This is a genomic window from Haloferax sp. Atlit-4N (assembly GCF_003383025.1).
Classification (GTDB): domain Archaea; phylum Halobacteriota; class Halobacteria; order Halobacteriales; family Haloferacaceae; genus Haloferax; species Haloferax gibbonsii.
In genome coordinates, this window is sequence record NZ_PSYY01000001.1 from 844,219 (window position 1) to 865,781 (window position 21,563).

Here is a 21,563-nt window from a genome sequence, read left to right on the forward strand (position 1 = left end):
GTCGCCGTCACGAAACTATAATGGTCGTTCGGTAAATTTCTCCGTCGTGTCTGACGTAGCCGGGGTCGCGGAACTCGTTTCTGTCCGTTCCCTCCCGGAGGGTCACGGTCTCGCCTCCGAGCGCCTCCCGAAACGCCGACTGCTGGGCCGGCGCGAGGTTCTGGTACGAGACGGCTCCCTCGCCCTGCGGGAGGTCGTCGACCCGGGCGACGCTCAGTCTCGCGGTCCCGCTCGCGCCGCCGAGACAGCCCGTCGAGACGACGAGCGCCGCGGCGAGTAACACGCTGAGTCGCATGGCGGCGCTCCAGTGTCGCCGCTCAAATCGGCTCCGGTTGCGACGCGGGATTCGAGCGTCGAACGCCGACTCAGTCGGAGACGGTCGTCCGGTAGATGTCGCCGTCGTACCGGACGTAGCCGGGGTCGGCGAACTCGTTTCTCGCGGCCTCGTTCGGTATCGCCGCCGGTTCGCCGGTCGAGACTGCCTCCTCGAACGTCTCGCGTTGGTCGGGGTCGAGGTTGCCGAAGGCCACCGCGCCCTGTCCCTGCGGGAGTTCGTCCACGCGCTCGACGGTCAGGGTGCCCGCGCCGCCGCCCGTGACCGCGGCGACGACGCCCGCGAACACCGCGAGCGCGACGACGATTCCGACCGCTTCCCGTCTTCCGATTCGCATGGGCGACGCTCGGGAGTCGGCGCAGTTAGGCGCTGTGGTCCACGCCTGATACGAGGGCGGTGGGGCGGTCGAGACGGCGCGTCGGAAAAATCGGGTCGCGAGCGGTCGCGTATCGGGTCGCAGACGGTCGCTTACTGGACTTTCGTGCCGGGGACGGCGTCGCCGTGGGTCGTCAGGATGTCGGCCTCGTCGCCCGCGGCCAACAGCATCCCGTTGGACTCGACGCCGAACAGCTCGGCCTTCTCGAGGTTGGCGACGATGATGACCTTCGACCCGGCGAGCGAGTCGAGGTCGTGGAGCTGTTTGATGCCGGCGACGATTTGGCGCTCTTCGACGCCGATGTCGACGGTGAGCTTGGCGAGTTTGTCCGCGCCGTCGATGCCCTCGGCGGCGACGATTTCGCCCACGCGGATGTCGAGCTCCTGGAAGTCCTCGAAGGAGATGCGGTCGTCGGCGAGGGGTTCGAAGTCGATGTCGGCGTCAGAGTCGGAGTCTGCGTCCATATCCTCCTCGGCGTCCTCGTCGGACTCGTCGCTTTCGGATTCCGTCTCGGCCACGCGCGCTTCGAGCTTCTCGTTGAGCTCCTCGACGCGCTCGTCTTCGATTTTCTCGAACAGCGCCTCGGGCTCGCCGAAGGACGCCGGTGGAGCTTCGAAGGCGTCGTCGACGCCGGTGTCGGTCACCGAGCCGTCCTCGCCGAGTTGCTCCCAGAGCGCCTGCATCTTGCCCGGCGCGACGGGGAAGAACAGCACGGCGATGGCCTTCGCGATTTGGACGCAGTCGCGGATGACCTGCGCCGCGGCCTCGGGGTCCTCGTCGGTGAGCTTCCACGGCTCGTTGTGCTGGATGTACTCGTTGCCGAACTGCGCGAGGCGGACGGCGGCGTTGCCGGACTTCCGGACCGAGTAGTCGTTGATGCCGGCTTCGAACTCGTCGATGGCCTCCTGAATGCGGGCTTCGACTTCCTCGGACACCTCAGCCTCGGGCGTCCCCTCGAAGTTGCGGTACGCGAAGAGCATCGACCGGTAGAGGAAGTTGCCGACCGTGCCGACGAGTTCGCTGTTCACGCGGTCTTTGAACTTCGACCACGAGAAGTCCACGTCCTGCTGGAATCCGCCGTTGGTGGCGAGGTAGTACCGCAGCAGGTCGGGGTGGAAGCCCTCGTCGAGGTACTCGTCGGCCCAGACGGCGCGGTTGCGCGAGGTGGAAAAGCCCTTGCCGTTGAGCGTGATGAAGCCGGAGGCCATGACCGCGCGCGGCTCGACGTAGCCCGCGCCGCGGAGCATCGCCGGCCAGAAGACGGTGTGGTGCTGGATGATGTCGCGGCCGATGATGTGGACGATGTCACCGCCGGACTCCGTCCGGCGAGCCTCCGAACCCGCGTCGGATTCAGAGACACCGGCGTCCTTCCACGCGGCCTCCCAGTCGAAGGTGTCGGCGCCGACGCGCTCCGTGTACTGCTTGGTCGAGGAGATGTATTCGATTGGCGCGTCGACCCAGACGTACAGCACGAGGTCGTCGCTATCGTCACGCCCAGACTCCGTCTGGTCTGCCTCCGAATCCGCCGAGGATTCGGAGACGCCGGGGTAGTCGATGCCCCAGTCCATGTCGCGGGTGATACACCAGTCCTGCAGTTCGCCCTCTATCCACTCGCGGGGCTGGTTCTGGGCGTTCGAGGTGCCTTCGAGGCGGTCGATGAACTCCTGGAGATAGTCTTGGAGGTCGGAGACCGCGAAGAACTTGTGCTCGCGCTCGCGGTACTCCGCGGCGTTGCCGGTGAGCGTCGAGGTCGGGTCTTCGATTTCGCCGGGTTCGAGGTGGCGGCCGCAGCCCTCGTCGCACTCGTCGCCGCGGGCGTGCGCGCCGCAGTACGGACAGGCGCCCTCGACGAAGCGGTCGGGGAGCCACTGGTCCGCCTCGGGGTCGTAGGCGACCGGAATCTCCTTCTCGTAGACGTAGCCCTCGGCTTCGAGCGTGCGGACGATTTCCTGGGTCAGTTCGGTGTTCGTCTCGTCGTGGGTGTGGCCGTAGTTGTCGAACTCGATGTTGAAGCGGGGGAACGTCGCCTCGTACTTCTCGTGGTGGCGGAGCGCGAACTCCTCGGGCGTGACGCCCTCTTTCTCGGCGTTGACGGCGACGGGCGTGCCGTGCATGTCCGACCCGCTGACGAAGGCCGTCTTTTGGCCGAGTGTTCGCAGCGAGCGACTGTAGATGTCGCCGCCGACGTACGTTCTGAGGTGGCCGATGTGGAGGTCGCCGTTGGCGTACGGCAGTCCACACGTCACCACCGCTGGCTTCTCCGTGGGGAAGTCCTCGTGACTCATATGTGTCGTGTATCTCGGAAGCGGGCCTAAAGCCCGCCGCTTCGGATGCGTCTGTCTGGCGGTGCGATATCGCCCCGAGGTTCGCCGGACCCGACCGTCGTCTCACGTTACCGAGGCGACGGCCGGAGGCGGGTCCACCCGCGGCTAAAAGGGAGCGCGCATACGCATGTTGTCGGGGAGACCCGTCGCGGTCACACCGGTACTGAAGCCGAGCGCGCCTATAAATTATCGGGACCGCTCGGGACCGCCGCACTCGACCGGACTGCGGACGACCGGGCTGCGGACGACCGCGACGGCGACGCGCCAGCACGAGTCACGCAACCGCTATCTCGTCGGCCGACGCCCTGTTCGGCGTGACTACGACTACCGCCTCCCAACCCGCCCGGAGCGTCGGCTTCGCCGCCGTGTTCGCCATCCTCCTCGGGCTGTTCGTCTCCGGCTACGGTCTCCTTCTCGTCCCGCAGTCGCCGCTCGGCGGCGGCTGGATTCTCGCCATCGGCGTCTCGCTCGCGCTCGCCGGTGTCTTCGCAATCGAGTCGGTCGGCCGACGCCTCGGCCTGTCCGCGGCCACGTGCCGGACGCTGTCGCTGTCGTTCGCGGCGCTCGCGGCCGTCCTCTTCGTCGCGTTCGTCGTCGTCAACTACGCGTCCGTCGAGTCGTTCGAGGCGACGTCCGAGACGGCGACGGGCTCGGAAGCGAGCGGCTGACAGCGGTACTGACGGCGGCGCGACGACGACAGCGAGGTGAGCCGACCCGCGCGCGCCCCGCTCAGAGGAACGCCAGCGCCGCCTCGATACCGATGACCGTCACGATGAGTCGGCCGCAGGAGCCGACGAACGTCGCGGCCGCGAACTTGAGGTAGTCGTCTTCGAGGACCGAAAACGCGTAAATCGAGAGCGTGTCGGGAAAGCCCGGCACGCAGAGCGCGGCCGCGAGTCCGGCGAAGCCCCAGTTCTGTGCGATTTGGACGGCCTTGCGCTCGGTCCACCCCATCACGTCGACCGGGAGCCGTTCGAGCGCCCGTTCGACGTAGCCCGACTCCGTCGTCTGACGGCCGATGTAGAAGGCGAAGACGCTGCCTGCGGCCTTGCCCGCGCCGCTGACGAGGATGATGACCGCCAGCTTCGCGCCGTAGGGGAGCCCGAGGTCGAGCGGGGCGGCGAGGACGATTTCGCTCACGCCCGGGAGGGCGAAGGCGATGAGAAACGAGTACGCGAAGATGATGACCAGCCCGACCCAGCCGGTGGCCGTCTCGACGAGCGACGAGAGCCACGAGAAGTCGGGGTACAGACTGAGCGTCAGGTCTGCGAGCGATGCGAACGCGGTGAGAGACACACGAGAGGGTCGAAGCCAGTCGGTTGTAAGTTTTCAGGTTCGGACCGGCTCAGTTGCGCGTCGGCCCCGACCGGAGGTCGTCGAGGTCCGAGAGGAACGCCCGGAGCGACTCGCGGGAGACGTGCGGCATGCAGACGATGCGGAGTTCGCCGCTCGCGGTCCGCGAGATACGCCAGCCGAGGTCCCGAAGCGACTCGAACTGCCCGTCGGGGACGCTCGCGGCGACCAGCGGGAGGTCCGGTTCGACCGCGTCGTAGCCCCGAGAGCGGAGTTCGTCGTAGAACCACTCGGCGTTCGCCTGCTGGCGCTCGTAGGCGTCGCGGTAGCCGTCGGGCCAGAGTTCGCGCATCGCGGCGGCCGCGGAGGCGACGCCCGCGCCGCTTCGGGTGCCGGTGAGGCTCGCCTGCGACGCGGATTCGAGGTACGGCGTGTCGACTGCCAGCGAGTCGACGACCGACTTCTCGCGGAACAACAGGCCGCCGGCGGGGACGACCGCCTGCCCGTACTTGTGGGGGTCGATGGTCATCGAGTCGATTGGCGCGTGAGCGAACGACCACTCGTGGTCGGTGAAGGGGAGGATGAACCCGCCCCACGCGGCGTCGACGTGCATCAGCGCGCCGGCGTCGTGGGCGACCGCGGTCAGCTCGGGTATCGGGTCGACGCGGCCGAACTCGGTCGTGCCGGCGACGCCGGCGACGAGGACGGTGTGGTCGTCGACGGCCTCGCGGACGGCCGCGACGTTCGCGCGGTAGTCGTCGTCGACGGGGACGATTCGGAGCTCCACGTCGAGCACGTCGGCGGCCTTCTGGAAACTGAAGTGGATGCTCTCGGGGGCGACGACGTTCGGGTCGTCGTCGCGGGCGTGGTTGCGCGCGGCTCGGATGGCCTGGATGTTGGCCTCGGTCCCGCCGCTTGTCACGTAGCCGTGGGGGGCCGAGAGGCCGGTGATGTCGCCGAGGTACGAGAGTGCGTCTTCTTCGAGGGCGGCGACGGCCTGATAGGTCGCCGGGTCGCCGGGGTTGGTGGCAAAGAACCGCTCTGCGGCCTTCCGGGCGGCCGGGTGCGGTCGGGTGCACATCGAAGAGAGGACGCGGTCGAACTCCTGCGGTGCCGCGCGCTGCATGCATCCCACTATAACCACACCCAGTATATCGGTTCCGCTCCATTGCGCCACGTCGCCCAGCCGATGGCGTCGCTACCCGGACGAGAAAAGACGGGAGAGGGTGGTTCGACCTCGACGTTCGCCGGGGTCAGCGAACCGAGTCGAGGAGGAGCCGCTGTTCGACGCGCTTGACCTCGTGTTGCACGTCGCGGACGGCGTCGATGTTGGCCGAGATGGAGCTGACGCCCTTGTCGACGAGGAACTGAACCATCTTGGGCTTCGAGCCGGCCTGCCCGCAGATGCTCGTCTTCACGCCGACCTCGCGGCACGTCTCGATGGTGTCGCCGATGAGTTTGAGCACCGCCGGGTGCAGTTCGTCGTAGATGTCGGCGACGTGCTCGTTGTTGCGGTCCACCGCGAGGGTGTACTGCGTCAGGTCGTTCGTGCCGAACGAGGCGAAGTCGATGCCGGCGTCGGCGAGCTCTTCGATGCAGAGCGCCGCGGCCGGCGTCTCTATCATGACGCCCCACTCGCGCTTTTCGGGGTCGATGCCGGCCTCGCGCATGTGCTCTTTCGCCCGCAGCACGTCCTCGGCGTCGTTGACGAGCGGGAACATGACTTCGAGGTTGTCGTAGCCCATGTCGAACAGGCGGCGGAACGCCTGCAGTTCGAGGCGGAAAACGCTCGGGTTGTCGAGGCCCCGACGGATGCCGCGGTAGCCGAGCATCGGGTTGTGCTCGCGCGGCTCGTTCTCGCCGCCTTCGAGCTGTCGGAACTCGTCTGTCGGCGCGTCGAGGGTGCGGACGCGGACCGGCCGCGGGTAGAACTCCTCTGCGGCCTCGCGGACGCCAGAGACGATTTCGTCCACGTAGGCGCGCTCGCCGTTCTGCTCGATGAACCGCTCGGGGGTCTTGCCGAGCGTCAGGACCATGTGCTCGATGCGGAGCAGGCCGACGCCGTCAGCGCCCGTCGCGGCGGCGCGCTCGGCCGCCTCGGGGATGGAGACGTTGACCTTGACCTCGGTCGCGGTCATCGGCTTGACGGGCGTCTTGGGGCGGGCCTCCTCGACGGGCTGGCGCTGTTTCTCCTCGGGCTCTTCGCCCTCGCGGACGGTTCCCTTGTCGCCGTCGATGGTGACGACCTCGCCGTCTTCGAGGGTCTTCGTCCCGTCGCCGGTACCGACGACCGCGGGCACGCCGAGTTCGCGGGAGACGATGGCCGCGTGGGAGGTCATGCCGCCCTCGTCGGTGACGATGCCGGCGGCGCGCTTCATCGCGGGCACCATGTCGGGCATGGTCATCTCGGTGACGATGATGTCGCCCTCGGCGACCTGGTCGAGGTGGTCGAGCTTGGTGACGATGCGGGCGCGGCCGGAGGCGATGCCGGGGCTCGCGCCGAGGCCGCGGATGAGCACGTCGTCGCCGGTCGCGGCCGCCCGCGAACGTCCGCTGTCGCCCTCGTCTTCCTCGCCGTCGTCAGCCTCGGCGATAGTCGTAATCGGGCGCGACTGGAGCATGTAGACCTCGCCCTCGTAGACGGCCCACTCCACGTCCTGCGGCGTCTCGTAGTGGTCTTCGACCAGTTCGCCGAGTTCGAGCAGGCGGGAGACCTCGTCGTCGGTGAGGACGCGCTCGTGGCGGCGGTCGCTCGGCACGTCGCGCATGACGGTCTCGCCGCTCTCCTCGTCGCGGACGCACATCGTCTTCTTGTCCGCGATGGTCGCCGTCTCGACCTCGCCGGTCTCGCGGCTGATGACGTAGTTGTCGGGCGAGACGGTGCCGGAGACGACGGCTTCGCCGAGACCCCACGCGGCCTCGATGATAATCTCCTTCTTGCCGGTCGAGGGGTGTCGGGTGAACATCACGCCGGACTTCTCGGCGTCGACCATCTGCTGGACGACCACCGCGATGTCGACCTTGTCGTGGGGGAAGCCCTTGCGGTTGCGGTAGTAGATGGCGCGCTCGGAGAACAGCGAGGCCCAACACTCCTTGACGCGGTCGAGGAGGTCCTCCTCGGTGATGTTCAGGAACGTCTCCTGTTGGCCCGCGAAGGAGGCGTCCGGCAGGTCCTCGGCCGTCGCGGACGACCGGACGGCGACGAAGGCGTCGCCCTCGCCGACGCTCCGGTAGGCGTCGAGGATTTCCTCCCGCACGTCGTCCGGCATCGGCGTCTCCATGATGAGGTCGTGCGCCGTCTCGTGGGCCGCCTGCAGCGCCTCGGAGTCCTCGTGGTCGACCTCGACCGCGGCGAACAGCTCGTCGTCGATGCCCGCGTCCTCGATGAACGCGCGGTACGTGCTCGCCGTCACGACGAATCCCGGCGGGACGGGAAGCCCCGCACCGGTTAGTTCGCCCAGCGACGCGCCTTTCCCGCCGACCAGGTCGAGGTCGTCAGCCCGTACGTCGTCCAGCCAGACTACAGCCATGTGATGTTCGTATGGTCCCGCACCCCGATAAAGAAGTTTGCGAACGAAACAAGTATGAATGAAAACTCACTCGAAGGCGAGTATGAAATTGCGGCGTCGACCCGGAGACGGACGTTCTCAGGACTCTCGGCGCGCCCGTCCGTGTTCTTCGCAGAGGATTTCGCCGGTGTCCGGGTCGAGGTAGAACGTCGACCCGGCTTCGACCGGCTTCCCGCAGACCCCACAGCCGTCGTCGTGTCGGAGGAAGTACTTCCCCTCGGCGCGGCCCGTCTCCAGTCGTCCGGCGGCGACGGCCGGTCGCGTCAGTCCCTCGCCGATTTGGGTTCGCTCAGCGCTGTCGGCCTCCTCGAAGCGAATCGGTCGCATGCCGGCTCTTCGTTCTCCCGCGGCAAATCGGTACGGGCAGCGAGGGGTTCATAATCGCTCGCCACGTGACTTCTAGCGTGCTTCCGGAGTGGGTCTTTCTGCTCCCGCCGTGGCTCCTCGTCGGCCTCGCCGCGGGCGCGGTCGCCTCCGTCGTCGTCGCCGGCGTCTTCGTCGTCGGCGGTCGTGTCTTCCCGGAGCGGCGGGTCTCCCGCGGCCCCCGCGTCGACGGGACGGGCCGCCGCCGCCACGAAATCCGCGACTACCTCACCGCCATCGACGAGCGGTTCGTCGAGGACCGCCCGATCCGCGGCGAGACGGTGGCGTTCTTCCTCCCCGACCGCGGCGTCGCCATCACCTTCGACGCGCAGGCGTTCTTCCGCCTCGAACGCGCCGGCGTCTACGCCGTCCTCTGCGAACACGAGATGCCCGGCGGCCAACTCGGCCGGCGGCTCCCCTTCGACGTGCCGGACATCGAGCCCGAACTGGCCGACCTCGACGACCCCGTGTCGGCCGCGTTCGACCGGCTCGACCTCCCCGCGAACGCCTCCTCGGACGCCGTCAGAGACGCCTATCGCGCGCGGGTGAAGGACGTACACCCCGACCACGGCGGCGACCGCGAGCGGTTCCGCGAGCTACGGGAGGCGTACACGATGGCCCGAGAACACGCGGAGAGTTAAGCGGCGAATTCGACGTCGAGAAACCCCGAAACCGGCGCGGAGCTACGGCTCCGTCACTTCGAACAGCACGCCCGCGTCGCGGAGCGCGTCGGTCACGCGCCCGGCGGTGTCTGTGCTGGCGACGACCGCGGCGTCGAGTCCGCGGGCCGCGGCGTCGGCGGCGACCTCGCCCGGCGCGAACCACGTCCGCACGTCGACCGATGCGTCGCGGCAGGCGACGACGGCCTCGACGCCCGCGGCGACGACGATGTCGGCCTCGTCGCACGCCGCCGCGAGCGCGTCCGCGTCGACCGCGTCGGACTCGGCGAGCCGCGCGGGCGGCACCTGCAGCACGCGGACCGAACCGGGCTCCATCTCGATGACGCCCTCGAAGCCGGTGACGCTGGCCGCGTCGCCCGCCTCGGCGTCGGTGGTCGCGACGCCGATGGCCGGCCCGTCGTCGCCGGGCGTGGCGTGTAGCAGGCCGTCGCGGAGCGACAGGGTCACCGTGTCGCCGGCCGCCACGTCGTCGGTGACGATTGCGGCGTCCTCGTTGACGCTCTCCAGCACGTCGTCGGTGACGTGTTCGGCGAACCGCTGGAGGGCGCGCGCCTCCTGAAACAGCCAGTCGACGCCCTCTTTCGTCACGCGGTAGCGCGACCGGCCCTGCTTTTCGACGAGCCCGTCTTCGACGAGGTCGCGGATGTACTCGGAGACCGCCTGACTCGTCACCCCGACCGCCTCGGCGATTTCGCCCTGACTCACCGCCGGCTGCCGGTCGGCTATCTCGGCGAGGATGCGAAAGCGGGTCGCGGTGCGCTTGTCCTCCAGTGCGCCGCTCATGTGCCGAACGTGGGACGCACCGACTAAAAAGGCCCCTGCTCCGACGCCGGCTCCACCTCCAATTCCGCCGGCCTCTCGCGGGCGTTCGCCCCGGCGCACGCCGCCGATGGTGATTTGTCTCCGACGCCCCTCGATTCGGTCGTGACCCGCGTCTCCGTCCGCGAGCGCGCCGTCTTCTTCCCCGACGCCGACGCGCTCGTCCTCTCGGACCTCCACGTCGGCCGAGCGGACGCCTCGGCGGTCGATTTTCCGCTCGGCGAGGGGACCGACCTCGCGGAGCGCCTGCGAGCCTACTGCGCCGAGTTCGCCCCCGGCGAGGTCGTCTTCGCCGGCGACGTGCTCCACCGGTTCGACCGCGTCACGGAGCGCCACGTCGCGGCCCTCGAAGCCCTCGCGGAGACGTGCGGCGACGCCGGTGCCGACCCGGTGTTCGTCGCCGGCAACCACGACACGATGCTCGCGGAGGGCTGGTCGGGAGACGTACACGACGAGTACCGCCTCGCGGACGGGACGCTCGTCTGCCACGGCCACCGCGAGCCCGACGGCGACGCCGACCGGTACGTCGTCGGCCACGACCACCCGACGCTCGCCGTCGAGGGTCGGCGGCGACCCTGCGTCCTCTACGGCCCCGACGCCTACCGCGGCGGCGACGTGCTGATGCTCCCGGCGTTCACCCGCCTCGCCGCGGGCGTCGAAGTAAACGGGATGCGCGGGGCCGACTTCGACTCGCCGCTGGTGCGCGACGCGGACGATTTCAGGCCGCTCGTCCGCGACGCGGAGGCGGGCGAGACGCTCACGTTCCCGCCGCTGGGGAAGCTCCGTCGGTTGCTCTGACTGTCGAAGTGGGCGGTGAGTAGAAAAATGACAGCGGAGCGCGTGAGAGTCTACGAGAGGTCGTCGCGGACGGCGTCGGCCGCCTCTTTCCCGCTCCGCATCGCGCCCTGAATCGACGACCACGCGGTGTAGTCGCCAGCGAGGTACGCCCGGCCGGGGGCGTCGCGGGCGTCCGGAAGCGACTCGTGGACGCCGGGCGGTTGGGCGAACTGGGCGAAGGAGATGTAGTCGGTGTGGAGCAGTTCGAGGTCGTCGAAGTAGCGGTCGGGGTACCACGCTTCGAGCGTCCGCCGAGTCTTCTCGAACAGTTCCTCCTCGGAGTTGTCCTGTGCGGCCGCACCGAGGAACGTCGCGTTCAGGATTTCAGCGCCCGGCGGGGCGTACTCCGGTGCGACGGTCGACAGCGGGACGACCGTGTTGGGGTCGGGGCTCGGCGCGTTGAGCATGATTCGCTTGCCCGCGTCGAGGCCGCTCCCGCTCGGGAGCGTGTAGTACTGGGTGACGCAGCCGTGTGCCTCGGTCGGAATCGACCCGACGCCGGTCAGTCGTCGCGCCTCCTTGGGGTCGGTGGCGACGACGACCGCGTCGGCTTCGAGCGACTCGCGGCCCGTGGTGACGACCGCGCCGTCGCCGTCGGACTCGACCGACTCGACGCGCTCGCCGAGGCGGACGGTCGCGCCCTCGTCGCGGGCGGCGTCGGCGAGTTGCTCGGGAACTGCCTGCATCCCCGCCGCGGGGACCGCGGTGCTCCCCGTCGAGAGCATCTTGAAGGTGTACTCGAACACCCGCTTCGACGAGGAGAGCGAGCGGTCGAGCGTGATGCCGCCGTAGAAGGGCGCGACGAAGTGCTCGATGTAGTCCTCGGAGAAGCCCCAGTCGCGGAGGTACGACCGGATGCTCCGGTCCGCCGAGGCGAAGATTCCCTCTTCGTCGCGGGTGCTCACGTCCTGTCTGAGCGCCAGCGTCCGGAGCTTGTCGCTCGTCGTCACCTCGGGGTTGCGGACGGACTCGAACAGGCTCCCGATGTCGCGGAAGGGGTCCGAGAGGACCGCGCGCCTGCTCGGTCGGCAGATGGTCGCGCCGGGCGTGAACCGCCGGAGGTCGAGCGCGTCGAGGTCGAGCTCCCGCCGGACCGCGGGGTAGTCGGTGAAGAGGACCTGAAACCCGCGGTCGAGCGTGAAGCCGTCTTTCGTCCGGGTGCGGACCCGTCCGCCGACGTCGTCGCGCCGCTCCACGACGGTCACGTCGGCCCCGTCGGCGGCGAGGTGTCGCGCGGCGACGAGGCCCGCGAGGCCCGCACCGACGACCGCGATGTGGCTATCGTCCATATCTCGTCTCTCGGACGGGCGACACAAAGCCGCTACGGGTGGCGGCCATCGGCCGACGGGAAGGGCTTAGTCCCTCCCCCCGTAAGCCCCGCCCATGCAGACGTCCGACACCTTCTCCGGGCTGGTGTGCACGGAGACCGGCGACGAGTACGACGCGGACGCGACCGGCGCGAGCGACGCCGACGCGCCGCTTGACCCCACCTACGACCTCGACGCGGTCGAGTGGGACGCCGAGACGCTCGCCGAGCGCCCCTTCGACACGATGTGGCGCTACCGCGAACTGCTCCCCTTCGCGGAGCCGGTGACCGCCAACGAGGGCGCGACGCCGCTCGTCGCGGCCGACGCGCTCGGCGAGGAGGCCGGCGTCGGCTCCTTCCTCATCAAGGACGAGGGCCGCAACCCGACCGGGACGTTCCTCGACCGCGGCTTCTCGCTCGCCGTCACCGCCGCGCGCGAGGCCGACGCCGAGGTCGTCGCGCACGCCTCGCCCGGCAACGGCGCGCAGTCGGCGGCCTCCTACGCGGGCCTCGTGGACGCTCGCTCCTACGGCTTCGTCCCCTCGCGGACGCCGTTCCCGAACAAGGCCATGGTGAACGTCCACGGCGGCCAGATGAAGGTCGTCGGCGGGCGCTACCCCGACGCCCTCTCGGCGCTCCACGAACAGCTCAAGAGCGACTGGCACACGCTCCAGGAGTTCGACAACCCCTACCGCCACGACGGCGCGAAGACCATCGCCTACGAGGTCGCAGAGCGCCTCGACTGGTCGGTGCCCGACTGGGTCGTCGTCCCCGTCTCGACCGGCGAACTCGCCTACGGCGTCCACAAGGGCTTTTCCGACCTCGTCGAACTCGGACTGGTCGAGTCGGTCCCCAAACTCGTCGCCGCGCAGTCCGTCGGGTGCTCGCCGGTCACCACCGCGTGGGAGGCCGAAAGCGACGCCCACGAGGCGTGGAACCACCCGGACACCATCGTCGGCGAACTGGAGATTCCGGACCCCGCGGGCGGGTCGCTCGCGCTCCGTGCCGTCCGCGAGTCCGGCGGCGCGGCCGTCGCCGTCAGCGACGACGACGCGCTCGAATCCGCCGTCACCGCCGCCCAGACCGCCGGCGTCGAGGTCGGTCCCGCGGGCGGCGTCGCGCTCGCCGGCGCGTGGGAACTCGCGGACGAGTTCGACGAGGACGACACGGTCGTCGTCGTCAACACCGAGTCCGGGACGAAGAACGCCGACATCCTCCGCAGTCACCTGATGGGACAGGGCGTCTGAGGACCGCTTCGGCCGGCTGGTTCCCCGTTCGAACGTCCACGTTACCTCCATCAGACTTTTACTTTAGACGCATCTAATCCGTGGTATGTTGAGCGACGTGATGGAGGACTACCTGAAGGCAATCTACACGCTCCAGATGGAGCAGGGACCGCCGGTTTCGACCTCCGACATCGCGGAGTACCTCGGGAAGACGCCGCCGACCGTGACGAGCATGGTCGGCAAGCTCGAAGAGCGCGGGCTGGTCGACCGCGAGAAGTACAAGGGCGTCGAACTGACCACGGAAGGCGAGACCGTCGCGCTGGAAGTCCTCCGCCACCACCGCCTCTTGGAGGCGTACCTCACGGAGCACCTCGACTACTCGTGGAGCGAGGTCCACGACGAGGCGGACGCGCTCGAACACCACATCAGCGAGGAGTTCGAAAAGCGGGTCGCGGCCGCCCTCGGCGAACCCGAGGTCGACCCCCACGGCGACCCCATTCCGAGCGCCGACCTCACGCCGCCGGACTCCTCGGGGCTGTCGGCGCTCTCCGAGTGCGAGGTCGGTGACCACCTCGTCGTCGCCCGTGTCAGCGACCGGGACCCCGCGGAGTTGGAGTACCTCTCCGAGGCCGGCGTCACGCCCGGCACGACCATCGAAGTGACCGACATCGCCCCCTTCGGAATGGTGACGGTGCGCGTCGGCGACGACGGGCGCGAGCAGAGCCTCCCGGAGTCGGTGGCCCGAACGATTCGCGTCCGACCGCCCGACGAGCCGAGTAGCGAGGAGGTGTCGCCGGCGTGACCGGCTGGTGGGAGATTCTCGTCATCGCCCTCGTCTCCCAACTTGCGGTCCTGCCGGGCGAGAAGGTCCAGTTCATCATCGCGGGCCTCTCGACCCGCTTCGACCCGAAGGTCGTCGTCGCGGCCGCGGGGTCGGCGTTCGCACTCTGGACGGCCCTCGAAATCATGCTCGGGCAGGCGCTCAAGAGCGCGCTCCCGCCGGCCGCGCTCGACGCCATCACCGCCGTCCTGTTCGCCACGTTCGCGGTGTTGCTCTATCGCGCTGCACCCGACGCGTCCGCGGGGAGCGAGGTCGCGACCACCGACGGCGGCGTCTCCGGATTCGACGACGCGCCGACGGTGTTCGGTCGCGAACTGTCGACGCAGGGCTTCGGCGGCTTTCTGCCCATCTTCGCCATGATGGCCGCTGGCGAGTTCGGCGACAAGACCCAACTCGTCACCATCGGTCTGGCCGTGCAGTACGGCGCGACCTCGGCCATCTGGGTGGGTGAGATGCTCGCCATCATCCCCGTGAGCATCGCCAACGCGTACTTCTTCCACCGCTTCTCGGGCCGGGTCGACACGCGCAAGGCGTACCTCGGCGCGGCCGCCCTGTTCGGCTTCTTCGCCGTCGATACCCTGCTCGCCATGGCCACCGACTTCTCCGTCTGGGAGACGCTCGTCGGCACCGTCAGCGACGCCGTCCTCGCGCTGGTCTGACCGGCGGCCGACTATCTGTTCGGGGGGCTGAACCCCTGCGCCGTCGCTTCCGCGCCATTTTTCACGGCATCGCGCCCAAGAGAGAGCCATGTCTACCCTCCTCCCGTCCTTGGGTGCCGGCTTGGTGTTCGGGCTGGCCCTCGCCGCGCCGCCCGGCCCGATGAACGCCGTCATCGCCGAGGAGAGCGTCGTCCGCGGGTGGACCGCGGGCGCTCGCGCCGGACTCGGCGCGATGAGCGCCGACGCGCTGTTTTTCGTCCTCGCGGCGCTCGGTCTCGTCGCGTTCGTCGAGCAGTTCCCGACGGTGCAGGCCGTCATGGTCGGTGCCGGGGGCGTCCTCATGCTCTACTTCGCCTACGGCGCGGCACAGGAGACGGACACCACGTTCCGCGAGGCCGCCGACCCCGACGAGGACAGCGCCGGCTTCACGAAGGCGTTCGTGCTCGCGCTGACGAACCCCTATCAGATTCTGTTCTGGCTCACCATCGGCGTCGGCCTGCTCGAAACCGGGACCGTCGACGTGCTCGCCCACACGCCCTATCTCGGCGCGTCGCTGTCGAATCTGCTCATCGTCGAGACGGGCAGCCCGGCGCTCATCCTCGGCTTCTTCGGCGGTATCGCGCTCTGGGTGACCGGGTTCCCCGCGGCGCTCGTCGCGGCCGAACAGCGCGTCGACTCCTTCGCGCCCGCCGTCGCCGCCGTCAGCGCCGTCGTTCTCGGCGGCTTCGGCGTCGTCTTCATCTGGGACGCGGTGCAGTCGCTCGTGCTCTGACGCGCGGAAAAATGAGTTTCTGAGCCGCTACATGTCGCCGACGATGTCGTCGGCAATCGTGTTCAGGTAGTTGCTGTGGTCGTCGCCGACCTGCCCCTCCACGTCGTGGTCGGTGTAGTTCCCGGGCGGCGTGTCGCCGTCTTCGAGACCGGTCTCGCCGAGTGCCTGGTCGAACTCGATGGTGTTGTACACCCACTGGAGCACGTCGTCGGCCTCGTTGTAGTAGTTGTGAACGTGGCCGGTCCGGTCGCGGATGGCCTCGTAGGTGGCTCGCCCTTCTTCCTCCCCGGGGACCTCGTTGTCGGTCGCGGCCCCGAACGGGTGGACGGTCGCCACCTCGTGGCCCGGGTCGGTCCAATCGCTTCGGCCGTCGAGGGTTCGGAGCGCGCTGAAGACGACCTGCGCGCCGAGCGAGTGGCTGGCGAACCGGAGGGTCGCGCCCGGACAGGCCGCCTTGAGGTCGACGGCGAACTGCGCGAGTTTGCGGCCGTTCGCCTGGGCGATGTCCTGCGACTCGGACCAGCCGTAGTCCCAGCCGCCGCCCTTGTCGTTGTCCCACGTGTAGCCGACGACCGCCCCGCCGTAGCCGGCGGCGGAGAGTTCGGCGTCGGCCGTCGCTATCTTGTCGAGGGCGGCCGCCTCGGGGTCGTCGCCGTCCTTGTCCCAGCCGTGGACGAACACGGTCAGGTCGGAGGCGCACCCGGCGTCGACGCCGGGCACGTCGCCGGAGGTGTCGTAGCCGCGGGTGGTGTGACCGGACGCGAGCGAGCCGTCGTCGTCGAAGTGGTCGCGCGTCGAGACGTGCGGAACCGACGCGGCGGCGGCGGAACCGCTTCCGAGGGCCGCGAGTCCGGAGAGCGCTGCTGCTGTCGTCGCGAGGAACTGCCGTCTGTGTGCCATGGGTTGTCTACCCGCGCGTCTGCGGGTGTCTTTCGTGCGAAGCGAAACGTGATAAATCAAACTACGGTTCGGTACGTTGAGATACTGTCCCACGAGGCGGCCCAAACCGGGTTACCGTGTCGCGCTCGGGGTGACAGACGGGGGGCCGTCCGGCCGCCGAGACGAGAAACACTATGAACCGCCGTGGCCGATTTCCGCGTATGTTCGACAAATCGACGTGGATAAAGCTGCCCCGGAGCGTCCTTCAGGGCCACGGCGTGCTCGACGACCTCTCGGCCGCGGTCGACGAGTTGTACCTCTCGGGCGAGCCGTTTCTCGTCACGAGTCCGTCGCCGAACCGCATCGCCGGCGACCGGGTCCGCGAGCAGTTCGACGGTATCTCCTCGGTCTCCTTGGACCGCGCGAGCTTCGAGTCGGTCGAGCGCGTCGTCGACGCGGCGCGCGAGGCCGACGCGGGCTACCTCATCGCCCTCGGCGGCGGCAAGCCCATCGACGTGGCGAAGATGGCCTCCGACCGCCTCGACTGCGGGTTCATCTCGGTCCCGACGGCGGCGAGCCACGACGGCATCGTCTCGGGTCGGTCCTCGATTCCCGAGGGCGACACCCGCCACTCGGTCGCCGCCGACCCGCCGCTCGCGGTCGTCGCCGACACGGAACTGCTCGCGGAGGCTCCGTGGGAGCTCACGACCGCCGGCTGCGCCGACATCATCTCGAACTACACCGCGGTCAAAGACTGGGAGCTGGCCCACCGCCTGAAGAACGTCGAGTACTCCGAGTACGCGGGCGCGCTCTCGCAGATGACCGCCGAGATGCTCGTCGGCAGCGCCGACTCCATCAAACCGGGGCTCGAAGAGTCCGCGTGGATCGTGACGAAGGCGCTCGTCTCCTCGGGCGTCGCCATGTCCATCGCCGGCTCCTCGCGGCCCGCGTCGGGCGCGGAGCACCTCTTTTCGCACCAGCTCGACCGCATCGCCCCCGGAAGCGCCCTCCACGGGCATCAGGTCGGCGTCGGCTCCATCATGACCGAGTACTTCCACAGCGGCGCGCGCGGCGAGTGGACCGACATCCGCGACGCCCTGTCGACGATGGGCGCGCCGACGACCGCGGACGAACTCGGCATCGACGACGAGACGATTATCGAGGCGCTCACGACCGCGCACGAGATTCGCGACCGCTACACGATTCTCGGCAACGGCGTGAGCGAGGAGGCGGCCATCGAGGCGGCAACCATCACCGGCGTCATCTAAGCCCACCTTTTTACGCCTCGGGTCGCGGGACGACCACTCGGCGCAAAAACCTGGAGGGAAAAAGCCACGAGACTCGGCCTCCGTCCTCGCTCGTGGTACAGCACTTTCGTGTCACTCCACGTGATGCTCTCGGGACTCCGTAACACGGGGTTCCGACCGAAGCAAGTCGACTTCGCACAGTCGTGGATTGAGTCGAGTCTTGGTGGTACCACTCTCAAACGCCGTCCGGAACCCGAAGACGGAATACGCCGTCTTCCCAAGCCCCGCCCATGGCAACTGCGAGCGCAGACAACCCCCTGAAGGAACACCCCGCGGCCGCGACCGCCGTCCTCTCGGTCGTCGGGTACGCCCTCGTCATCGGGACGTTCCTCGGCGTCGTCCCCGGCAGGGTCTTCCCCGACCTGTCGCTCCCACAGGTGAACCTCCTCTCCGACGCCATCGCCGTCGTGAACACGGTGAACGTCCTCGTCATCGCGGCGGGCTGGCGCTGGATTCGCCGCGACGAGGTCAAGAAGCACGCGGCCGCGATGGTCACGTCGTTCGGCCTCATCCTCGTCTTCCTGGTGATGTACCTCGCCAAAATCGGCGGCGGCGGCACCAAGGAGTTCGTCGGCCCCGCGTTCGCGTACTACCCGTATCTGGCGATGCTGGCGATTCACATCATCCTCTCTATCGTCTCGGTGCCGGTCGTCCTCTACGCGCTCATCCTCGGGATAACCCACTCCGAGCGCGAACTCCGGACCGAGACGCCCCACCGGAAGGTCGGCCGCATCGCGGCCGGCGCGTGGCTCGTCTCGCTCGCCCTCGGCGTCGTGACGTACCTGCTTCTCAACCACATCTACAGCTGGGAGTACACGGTCACCGCCGTCGAGTCCGCGGGCGCGCTCGTCGCACCCGCCGTCGGGCTCTGAGGCGCGTCGCCGGACCGCGCTCCGTTCTGTCGGCGCTCCGGCGGCCGCTCGTGTCGCGCCCTCGAAAACTGTGGATTTTTATTGCGCGGCGTAGTGGCGGCGAATATGCGAGTCGCGCTCGTCTCGATGTACACGACGCACCACGAGGAGACGGGAGCGACCAGACGGCTCCGACGGACGGCCGAACTCCTCGCCGAGCGCGACCACGAGGTGACGGTGCTCTGTGCGAAGTGGTGGGACGGCGAGGTCGTCGAGTTCAAACAAGACGGGGTGACCTATCACCGCGTGACCGACGCGCCCTCCGTCGGCGGCTTCGCCTCCCGCGTTCCCTTCGCCCTCCGCGAGGTTTCCCCCGACGTGATTCAGGTCGCGAGCTACCCGCCGTCGCACGTCGCGGCGGTCAAGACCGCGGCGCGGTTCCTCCGGACGCCGGTCGTCGCCGACTGGTGGACCCGCGACGACCGCGGCGGCTCGCGGGCCTACCGGCGGGCGGCGAAGGCCCCGAACGCCGTCTTGGTCCCCTCCGAGATGGTCCGCACGCAGGTCCGCGAACTCGGCGCGCCGGTCGACGCGACCCGTCTCGTCCCCGAGCCCATCAGCATGGACCTCGTCCGGAGCGCCGACGCCGAGGAGCGCGCGGACGTGGTGTACGCCCGCGACCTCGACGAGCACGCGAACGTCGAGAGCTTCCTCCTCGCGCTCGCGGAACTCCGCGACAAGGAGTGGTCCGCCGCCGTCATCGGCGACGGCCCGGAGCGCTCGACGGCCGAACAGACCGCCCGCGACCTCCGCATCGACGACCGCGTGGAGTTCCTCGGCGAACTCCCGGCTGACGAGGCGGTGCCCATCATGAAGGGCGCGCACGTCTTCGCGCAGACGGCGACGGTCGAGCCTTTCGCGACGAACCTGCTGTGGGCGCTCGCCTGCGGCTGTGTGTCCATCGTCGAGTATCAGGCTCGGTCGTCGGCCCACGAACTCGTCGAGGGCCGCGAGCGCGGGTCGCTCGTCACGAGTCCGCAGGAACTCGCGGACGAAATCGTCGCCGCCCGCAGGTACGACCACGAGACGGTCGACGACGACTTCGCGAGCTACGACTACCGGCGTGTCATCGAACAGTACGAGTCGGTGTACGAGACCGAGCGCGACGACTACGGCTTCTTCTGACTCGGCCACCGTGCCGGCGGCGGCCGAGGCGGCGACCGAACCCGAGCGAGTGCGGCCGCTCGTGACTGGTGAAAATCGAGAGGAGCGACGACCGCGTCAGTCCTGGACGTCGTAGTCGCCACCGTACTTCATGAAGAAGTACGCGAGGCCGAGCGTCGCGACCATCGCGAACGTCGTGGCCACGCCGAGGGACTTCGCGCTGTCGGGGACCTGCGGGAGGTTCGAACCGCCGCCACCGCCGGTGCTGACGGTCGGCACGTCGCTGCCGACGGCGACCGCGCCGAGCATGCCGAGCGCCTCGTGGGGCACGCAGTGGTACTTCGTGATGCCCGCGTCGCCCTCTTCGAAGGTGTATTCGTAGGTGCTTCCGGCCTCGGAGACGGCCGAGCCGGAGTCGAGCGACGCGCCCTCGCTCGCGACGACGTTGTGGCCGCCGCCCTCGCCGGTCCACTCCCACGTCACGGTCGTTCCGGTGTCTATCCAGACGCCGGCGGGCGCGAACGCGAGTGCGCCGCCGTTACCTTCCGCGCCCACTTCGATGGTGACCTCGCTCTGGCCGCGGAGGTCTTCGTAACCCCCGTCGATGCCGTCGAGGTGGCCACCGAAGTCTGGTTCTTCCGTCTGCGCCGCGGCCGTGCCGGAAGTGGCGGCGACCGCCGCGCCGCCAGCGGCCGCCCCGAGGAACGCCCGCCGAGACATATCCACGTTGCCGTCGGTCATGTCCGCCGCTTGGTGTGGGCCTGTAGTGAATACTTTGGTTCTCGTCCGCCGGTCGGGGGTGCCGCGCCTCGATATAGGGGGGCGCCCCGCGGTATCGGCCGCGCCGTCGGGGGGTCGCCTACAGCGTGTAGTCGAACTCGCCCGTCTCGCTCTCCAGGAAGGCCGTCAGGAGGTCGATGTAAGCGACCACGTCGTCCTCGTGGACGCTCTCGGTGACGGTGTGGAGGTAGCGCGTCGGCATCGAAATCGCGCCGACGGGCTTCGCGCCGTAGCTGTTCTGGAAGCCGCCGGTGTCGGTGCCGCCCGCGGGGAGCAGTTCCAGCTGGTAGGCGATGTCGTTGTCCTCGGCCACGCTGCGGAGGCGACGGTGGACCTTCGGGTTGGCGATGGCGCTGGAGTCCTTGAGCTTGATGCCCGCGCCCTCGCCGAGTTTCGTGACGTGGTCTGCGGGGTCGAATCCGGGCACGTCGTTGGCGACGGTGGTGTCGAGGCCGAGCGCGAGGTCGGGGTCGAGGTCGACGCCGAGCGCCTGCGCGCCGCGGAGGCCGACTTCCTCCTGGACCGTCGCGGCGAAGTGGACCGTCACCTCGGGGTTCTCGATGCGTCGGGCGGCCTCCAGCATGGCGAACAGGCAGACGCGGTCGTCGATGGCCTTGCCCGTCACGTGGTTCCCCATGCGGACGGTCGTCTGCTCCATCGTCACGAGGTCGCCGACGGAGACGGTCTCCTCGACGGTCTCTGCGGGGAGGCCGAGGTCGACGTACACGTCCTCGACTTTCGGCTCTTTCTGCTTCTGTTCTTCAGTCAGCGTGTGCGGGGGGACCGAGCCGATGACGCCGGTGAAGTCCCCGTCTTCGGCGTGAACCGTCACGCGCTGGGCCTTCAGGACGCGGGGGTCCCAGCCGCCGAGGGCGTCGAGCTGCAGGAAGCCCTCGTCGTTGACGTGACGGACCATGAAGCCGATTTCGTCCATGTGGGCGGCGACGGCGACCTCGTAGTCGCCTTCGCCCTCGATGGTGCCGACGACGTTGCCCATCGCGTCGACCCGGACGGAGTCGGTCGTCGCTTCGAGGTCCTCGCGGACGAGCGCGCGGATTCGGTCCTCGTAGCCGGGGACACCGCTGGTCTCGGTGAGTTGCTTCAGGCGGTCGAAGTCGAAGTCCATGCGAGTGCATGAATTGCCGTTGTAGATAAGTCCATCAGTCCCGGGCGAGCGTGCCGA

22 protein-coding genes are annotated in these 21,563 nt (G+C 68.9%); 10 read left to right on the plus strand and 12 right to left on the minus strand.

The window, feature by feature from the left end:
* Positions 1-7: 7 nt before the first annotated feature.
* From C5C07_RS04430 to metG, 3 genes are all read right to left on the minus strand, one after another.
* A complete protein-coding gene (locus C5C07_RS04430; RefSeq protein WP_115804633.1) occupies positions 8-295 on the minus strand; it encodes a hypothetical protein in 288 nt (95 codons plus the stop codon).
* 70 nt (positions 296-365) lie between these two features.
* Complete coding sequence (locus C5C07_RS04435) at positions 366-671, minus strand: hypothetical protein (protein WP_004972631.1); 306 nt, start codon at positions 669-671, stop codon at positions 366-368.
* 131 nt (positions 672-802) lie between these two features.
* Positions 803-2,995 carry a methionine--tRNA ligase gene (metG, locus tag C5C07_RS04440; protein WP_115804634.1) on the minus strand — a complete coding sequence of 731 codons (2,193 nt, stop codon included), beginning with the start codon at positions 2,993-2,995 and terminating at the stop codon, positions 803-805.
* A gap of 353 nt (positions 2,996-3,348) precedes the next feature.
* Between metG and C5C07_RS04445 the strand changes: the two genes are divergently transcribed.
* A complete protein-coding gene (locus tag C5C07_RS04445) occupies positions 3,349-3,702 on the plus strand; it encodes a hypothetical protein (RefSeq protein ID WP_050458770.1) in 354 nt (117 codons plus the stop codon).
* Between the two features lie 61 nt (positions 3,703-3,763).
* Here C5C07_RS04445 and C5C07_RS04450 read toward each other — a convergent pair whose 3' ends face one another.
* The 4 genes from C5C07_RS04450 to C5C07_RS04465 all read right to left on the minus strand — a co-directional run bounded on the left by C5C07_RS04450 (position 3,764) and on the right by C5C07_RS04465 (position 8,223).
* Positions 3,764-4,330, minus strand: coding sequence for a YqaA family protein (locus C5C07_RS04450; RefSeq protein ID WP_004972628.1), 567 nt, complete (start codon positions 4,328-4,330; stop codon positions 3,764-3,766).
* Between the two features lie 49 nt (positions 4,331-4,379).
* Entirely contained in the window at positions 4,380-5,453 is a 1,074-nt protein-coding gene (gene mfnA / locus C5C07_RS04455) for a tyrosine decarboxylase MfnA (protein ID WP_115804635.1), read from the minus strand.
* Positions 5,454-5,580: 127 nt separating this feature from the next.
* Entirely contained in the window at positions 5,581-7,857 is a 2,277-nt protein-coding gene (gene ppsA / locus C5C07_RS04460; protein ID WP_050458772.1) for a phosphoenolpyruvate synthase, read from the minus strand.
* Between the two features lie 117 nt (positions 7,858-7,974).
* Positions 7,975-8,223, minus strand: a complete 249-nt coding sequence (locus C5C07_RS04465; RefSeq protein WP_115804636.1) for a hypothetical protein — start codon at positions 8,221-8,223, stop codon at positions 7,975-7,977.
* 77 nt (positions 8,224-8,300) lie between these two features.
* Here C5C07_RS04465 and C5C07_RS04470 point away from each other — a divergent pair, with 77 nt between their 5' ends.
* Positions 8,301-8,900, plus strand: coding sequence for a J domain-containing protein (locus tag C5C07_RS04470; protein ID WP_115804637.1), 600 nt, complete (start codon positions 8,301-8,303; stop codon positions 8,898-8,900).
* Positions 8,901-8,942: 42 nt separating this feature from the next.
* Here C5C07_RS04470 and C5C07_RS04475 read toward each other — a convergent pair whose 3' ends face one another.
* Positions 8,943-9,722 (minus strand): MarR family transcriptional regulator, encoded by a 780-nt coding sequence (locus C5C07_RS04475; RefSeq protein WP_004972623.1) that lies wholly within the window; start codon positions 9,720-9,722, stop codon positions 8,943-8,945.
* Positions 9,723-9,863: 141 nt separating this feature from the next.
* Between C5C07_RS04475 and C5C07_RS04480 the strand changes: the two genes are divergently transcribed.
* A complete protein-coding gene (locus C5C07_RS04480; protein ID WP_050458776.1) occupies positions 9,864-10,556 on the plus strand; it encodes a metallophosphoesterase in 693 nt (230 codons plus the stop codon).
* 50 nt (positions 10,557-10,606) lie between these two features.
* Here the strand turns inward: C5C07_RS04480 and C5C07_RS04485 are convergent, their stop codons facing one another.
* Positions 10,607-11,884 (minus strand): NAD(P)/FAD-dependent oxidoreductase, encoded by a 1,278-nt coding sequence (locus tag C5C07_RS04485; RefSeq protein ID WP_115804638.1) that lies wholly within the window; start codon positions 11,882-11,884, stop codon positions 10,607-10,609.
* Positions 11,885-11,978: 94 nt separating this feature from the next.
* Between C5C07_RS04485 and C5C07_RS04490 the strand changes: the two genes are divergently transcribed.
* From C5C07_RS04490 to C5C07_RS04505, 4 genes are all read left to right on the plus strand, one after another.
* Positions 11,979-13,148, plus strand: coding sequence for a threonine synthase (locus C5C07_RS04490; protein WP_050458779.1), 1,170 nt, complete (start codon positions 11,979-11,981; stop codon positions 13,146-13,148).
* An 85-nt stretch (positions 13,149-13,233) separates the two neighbouring features.
* Positions 13,234-13,929 (plus strand): metal-dependent transcriptional regulator, encoded by a 696-nt coding sequence (locus tag C5C07_RS04495; protein WP_004972618.1) that lies wholly within the window; start codon positions 13,234-13,236, stop codon positions 13,927-13,929.
* The gene (locus C5C07_RS04500) at positions 13,926-14,627 is read left to right on the plus strand and encodes a TMEM165/GDT1 family protein (RefSeq protein ID WP_004972617.1); all 702 of its coding nucleotides are present in this window, start codon (positions 13,926-13,928) and stop codon (positions 14,625-14,627) included. The genes C5C07_RS04495 and C5C07_RS04500 overlap by 4 nt, the downstream gene beginning before the upstream one ends.
* A 124-nt stretch (positions 14,628-14,751) precedes the next feature.
* Positions 14,752-15,399, plus strand: a complete 648-nt coding sequence (locus tag C5C07_RS04505) for a LysE family translocator (protein WP_115804936.1) — start codon at positions 14,752-14,754, stop codon at positions 15,397-15,399.
* Between the two features lie 27 nt (positions 15,400-15,426).
* Here the strand turns inward: C5C07_RS04505 and C5C07_RS04510 are convergent, their stop codons facing one another.
* Positions 15,427-16,299 (minus strand): alpha/beta hydrolase, encoded by an 873-nt coding sequence (locus C5C07_RS04510; protein ID WP_115804639.1) that lies wholly within the window; start codon positions 16,297-16,299, stop codon positions 15,427-15,429.
* Positions 16,300-16,499: 200 nt separating this feature from the next.
* Here C5C07_RS04510 and C5C07_RS04515 point away from each other — a divergent pair, with 200 nt between their 5' ends.
* The 3 genes from C5C07_RS04515 (at position 16,500) to C5C07_RS04525 (ending at position 19,621) form a co-directional block, all read left to right on the plus strand.
* Positions 16,500-17,546, plus strand: a complete 1,047-nt coding sequence (locus C5C07_RS04515) for an NAD(P)-dependent glycerol-1-phosphate dehydrogenase (protein WP_004972614.1) — start codon at positions 16,500-16,502, stop codon at positions 17,544-17,546.
* Positions 17,547-17,815: 269 nt separating this feature from the next.
* Entirely contained in the window at positions 17,816-18,457 is a 642-nt protein-coding gene (locus tag C5C07_RS04520) for a DUF420 domain-containing protein (protein WP_050458781.1), read from the plus strand.
* A 105-nt stretch (positions 18,458-18,562) separates the two neighbouring features.
* A complete protein-coding gene (locus C5C07_RS04525) occupies positions 18,563-19,621 on the plus strand; it encodes a glycosyltransferase family 4 protein (RefSeq protein ID WP_004972612.1) in 1,059 nt (352 codons plus the stop codon).
* Positions 19,622-19,717: 96 nt separating this feature from the next.
* On the opposite strand, the gene C5C07_RS04530 is transcribed toward C5C07_RS04525, so the two are convergent.
* Both C5C07_RS04530 and C5C07_RS04535 read right to left on the minus strand, forming a co-directional pair.
* The gene (locus C5C07_RS04530; RefSeq protein ID WP_004972609.1) at positions 19,718-20,341 is read right to left on the minus strand and encodes a halocyanin domain-containing protein; all 624 of its coding nucleotides are present in this window, start codon (positions 20,339-20,341) and stop codon (positions 19,718-19,720) included.
* A 118-nt stretch (positions 20,342-20,459) separates the two neighbouring features.
* Positions 20,460-21,506 carry a M42 family metallopeptidase gene (locus C5C07_RS04535; protein WP_115804640.1) on the minus strand — a complete coding sequence of 349 codons (1,047 nt, stop codon included), beginning with the start codon at positions 21,504-21,506 and terminating at the stop codon, positions 20,460-20,462.
* Between the last annotated feature and the right edge of the window lie 57 nt (positions 21,507-21,563).